The organism is Kitasatospora sp. NPDC002551 (genome assembly GCF_040296005.1).
In the GTDB taxonomy this organism is placed as follows: domain Bacteria; phylum Actinomycetota; class Actinomycetes; order Streptomycetales; family Streptomycetaceae; genus Kitasatospora.
Window position 1 is genome coordinate 1 of sequence record NZ_JBEOWI010000144.1, and the last position, 3,762, is coordinate 3,762.

Genomic DNA, 3,762 nt, shown 5'->3' on the forward strand with positions numbered 1-3,762 from the left:
GCCGCGAATCCGGCGGCGTCGAAGCCCGCCGCACCGGCGCCGGCCGCCGCCCAGCCGTCCGCGAGCACGCCGCCGACCGCCGCCGGGGGAGCGGGCGGCCCGGCCGACGGCGACGCCTACGCCTACGGCCACCCGTGCGAGAGCAAGGACCTGACGGTCCGGGTGACCACCCGCCCCGAGGCGGCGACCCAGCGGGTGATCGAGGTGCGCAACCAGGGCCCGCACGCCTGCGGCCTCGGCTACTACCCGCTGGTCAGCCTCGGCGACTCGCGCGCCACCGACCGCGGCAAGGAGGTGAAGCCGCTGGTCCCCGGCGGGCTCGGCGGCGCCCCCGCCTACCCGGTCGGCGCCGGAAGGACCGCGTACGCGGTGATCGACCTCAACCCCGGTGGCGCGAGCACCGGCACCGTCCCCGGCATCGACCAGCTCAACGTCCTGGCCGACGGCGACCACATGCCCACCGCGGAGACCCGCAACGTCCCGCTCGGCTCCGGCGCGAAGGTGCTGGCGCCCAGGCTCGGCCTGTACCGGGCCACCGTCGCGGACGCCGCCGCCAGCGCGGCCACCGCGGACCAGCGGCCCTGAGCTCCGCGCGGTCCGCGGCCGGGCCCTTCCCGCGCGGCGGGCAGGGCCGGCGTCACAGCGCGGCGAGGACGTCCTGCCGCACCTCGTCGAGGACGAAGCCGTTGTCCCAGCGGACCCGGACCGTCACCTGCCGGCCCCGCTCCAGGTGCGCGGCCCACTGCGGTTCCAGCGCGGCGACCTCCGCCTCCAGCCGCTCACGGCTGGCCGCCGGCATGGTGTGGCCGTAGTCCTCGAAGAGCGCCTTGAGCCGCTGGTACTCGCCGACCTCGTGGCTCGGGGGGAGTTCGCCGTGCACCCGCTCCACGGTGCCCTCGATCCCGGCGCCGAGCGCGAGGAACCCGGCGGCGGCCCCGGACTCCCGGGTGAACGCCTCACCGATCCCGAGGTCCTCGACGAGACGGACGCGACCGCCTGCCTCCAGAGTCATCCGTACTCCGCCTCCCCTGTGTCGGTGCCGCCGGCCCGGCCTCCGTCGGCCGGGCACCTCACCGGCGCCGCAGGTCACGGTACCCGGCGCTCGCGCCCGCGCTCATTCGCCCCACGGGCAGGAGGCCGCCGCGCGCTCCAGTTCGGTCAGGCCCCCGGCCCGGCGTTCGCGCAGCAGCTCGCCGCCGAGGGAGTAGCGGGGAGCGGCGTCCTCCGAGCGCGCGGCCCGTTCCACGATCGCGTCGACGAGGGAGCGGACCATGGACAGCCGCGGATAGGCGGCGTGGATCCGCTTCTCCCACGGGGCGACGATCTCGGCGTTGCGCCCGAAGTCGGCGCCCACGCCCGAGCGGGTGAGGTAGCAGAGCAGGCCGCGCCGCTCGGCGATCCCGGGCGAGGTGTGCAGGGCGATCGCCTCCCACACGCGGTCGACGTCCGCCTCGGCGACGTCGTGCCGCCGCAGCAGGTCCGCCGCCAGGTCGGCGCCCTCGACCTCGAAGCGGGCCGCGCCCGGCGCCAGGTCGCCCGCGCCCAGGTCGTGCAGCACGGTCGCGGCGAACAGCAGGTCACGGTCGTACGCGGCGTCCTCCAGGCAGCCTTCGTGGGCGGCGATGAGCTGGGCGAACAGGAAGCTGCGCACGCTGTGATGGGCCACCGGCGGGGACTCGGAGGTCCGTGCGGCGCGGAGTACGGCTTCGGCCAGCGGGCCGGTCGGCAGGTCGAGTGAGAAGTCCATGGCCGCAGGCTACGAATCCCGCGTCCGCCCCCGACAGTGGCACGCAGGCCGGGTGCCGCTAGGATCGTGCCATGGCGACGACGGAACCGCACCGGATCGCGGTGCTGGCGCTCCCCGGGGTCCTCCCGCTCGACCTCGGCATACCAGTGCAGGCCTTCGGCCCGGACCCGCACTACCGGGTCACGGTCTGCGCCGACCCGGCGGCCGGGCCGGTCCACAGCGGCGGGTTCACCGTCACCGCACCCGCCGGGCTGGAGGCGGTGCTGGACGCGGACACCGTGGTCGTCCCCGGCTACGTGGACCCGCAGGCCCCGCCCCCGGCCGCCGCGCTGGCGGCGATCCGCTCGGCGCACGCCCGCGGGGCGCGGCTGGTGTCGATCTGCACCGGGGCGTTCGCGCTGGCGGCCACGGGGCTGCTGGACGGGCGCCCCGCGACGACCCACTGGCGGGACGCCGCCGCGCTGCAGCGCCTGCACCCCCGGATCGACGTCCGCCCGAACCAGCTCTTCGTCGACGACGGCGACATCCTCACCTCGGCGGGGGTGACCGCCGGCATCGACCTGTGCCTGCACGTCATCCGGCGCGACCACGGCGCCGCGGCCGCCAACGACCGGGCCCGGGCGCTCGTCGCCCCTCCCCAGCGCCCCGGCGGCCAGGCGCAGTTCATCGAGCGCCTCCGTCCGGCCGCGCACGGCGTGGAACTCGCCCCGGTCCGCGCCTGGATGCTCGACAACCTCGCGCAGCGCCACAGCGTGGACGACCTGGCCCGCCGCGCCCACATGTCCCGCCGGACCTTCATCCGGCGCTTCCAGCAGGAGACCGACACCTCGCCGATGGCCTGGCTGACCGCCGCCCGCATCGACTGGGCGCGCGAGCTGCTGGAGACCACCGCGGCGCCCGTCGAACAGATCGCCCGGCTCAGCGGCCTGGGCAGCCCCGCCGCCTTCCGGGCGGCCTTCCACCGCTACGTCGGCACCTCCCCGACGGACTACCGGAGCACCTTCCGCGCCTGACGCCGCCGCGCCCGCACCGCCCCGGCGGCCGGTGCCCGGTGTCCGCCGGCACCCTCGCGGCGAGCCCGGTGGCGAGCGGGGCGGCATCTCCCACCTTCGTCCGCAGCTACAGCTGACCAGCCTCAGCCCCACGGCCGACGGCACGTGCGTCGACGGCTTCCGGGGCCCGGGGCAGCAGGTCGTCCGGCTCCCGTGCGACAACAGCCTCTCCCCGGCCCGGAACGTGCCGGCGAGCGGCGGCCGCCGGCGCTTCAACAATGCCCGGTTCCCCAGCTCCTCCCCCTTGCCCGGCCTGACCGGCCAGTGCCTGGACGTCGACGACTGGGGCATCCACCCCGGCTCCGGAAACGGCCGTGCCGCGGTCCGTCCCCTCGACGGACCGCGGCACGGCGGGTTTCACCGGGCGTCAGGGTCTCCCGGTCACACGGCCTGCCAGAGCGCCGGGACGTTCGGCGGCTCCCAGCCGGTCAGGGCGGTGTGGCCCTGGAGGCAGCGGTAGCTGACCCCGTTGTAGGTCACGACGTCGCCCGCCTTGTAGGTGGTGCCGACGGCCCAGCTGCCGCCGCCGGGGTTGCCGGTGCCGACCGTCAGGCTGAACTGGCTGGTGTGGACGGTGGCGCCGGCGGTGCCGGTGACGGTGACTTGGTAGGTCCCGGTCGCGGCCGTGGAGGAGGCCGCCAGGGTCAGGGTCGCCGAGGAGCCGGCCTGGACCGACGACGGGCTGAAGCTCGCGGTGACGCCGGCCGGGAGGCCCGAGGCGGTTAGCGCGACGGTCTGCGCGGTGCCCGAGACGACGGCGGTGTTGACGGTCGCCGTGGTCGAGGCGCCGGGCTGGACCGAGCCGGACGACGGGGTCAGCGCCAGCGAGAAGTCGTCGCCGCCGTTGTTCGTGCAGGTCGGGTCGCCGGTCTGGGCGGGGACGCTGACGGCGTCCCAGGCGGCCTTGGTGCGGTTGAAGAGGTTGCAGGTGGGGTCGAGGTTCTTGGCGGCGGTCAGGGTGGT

5 protein-coding genes are annotated in these 3,762 nt (G+C 76.2%); 2 read left to right on the top strand and 3 right to left on the bottom strand.

What is annotated here, in order from left to right:
- A partial coding sequence (locus ABT093_RS40565; protein WP_350572530.1) for a DUF4232 domain-containing protein occupies positions 1 to 585 on the top strand: 585 nt, incomplete at its 5' end.
- 52 nt (positions 586 to 637) lie between these two features.
- Here ABT093_RS40565 and ABT093_RS40570 read toward each other — a convergent pair.
- Together ABT093_RS40570 and ABT093_RS40575 are read right to left on the bottom strand one after the other, a co-directional pair.
- Complete coding sequence (locus ABT093_RS40570; RefSeq protein WP_350572531.1) at positions 638 to 1,012, bottom strand: hypothetical protein; 375 nt, start codon at positions 1,010 to 1,012, stop codon at positions 638 to 640.
- Between the two features lie 102 nt (positions 1,013 to 1,114).
- Positions 1,115 to 1,747 (bottom strand): HD domain-containing protein, encoded by a 633-nt coding sequence (locus tag ABT093_RS40575; RefSeq protein WP_350572532.1) that lies wholly within the window; start codon positions 1,745 to 1,747, stop codon positions 1,115 to 1,117.
- Positions 1,748 to 1,818: 71 nt separating this feature from the next.
- Between ABT093_RS40575 and ABT093_RS40580 the strand changes: the two genes are divergently transcribed.
- On the top strand, positions 1,819 to 2,760 hold the full coding sequence (locus ABT093_RS40580) for a GlxA family transcriptional regulator (RefSeq protein ID WP_350572533.1): 942 nt from the start codon (positions 1,819 to 1,821) through the stop codon (positions 2,758 to 2,760).
- A gap of 420 nt (positions 2,761 to 3,180) precedes the next feature.
- Here the strand turns inward: ABT093_RS40580 and ABT093_RS40585 are convergent.
- The coding region (locus tag ABT093_RS40585; RefSeq protein WP_350572534.1) for a carbohydrate-binding protein at positions 3,181 to 3,762 on the bottom strand (582 nt) is incomplete at its 5' end.

Excerpts from the sequence above, each read along its gene's own strand:
- ABT093_RS40570 (WP_350572531.1), bottom strand. The coding sequence starts at position 1,012 with ATGACTCTGGAGGCAGGCGGTCGCGTCCGTCTCGTCGAGGACCTCGGG.
- ABT093_RS40575 (WP_350572532.1), bottom strand. The coding sequence starts at position 1,747 with ATGGACTTCTCACTCGACCTGCCGACCGGCCCGCTGGCCGAAGCCGTA.
- ABT093_RS40580 (WP_350572533.1), top strand. The coding sequence starts at position 1,819 with ATGGCGACGACGGAACCGCACCGGATCGCGGTGCTGGCGCTCCCCGGG.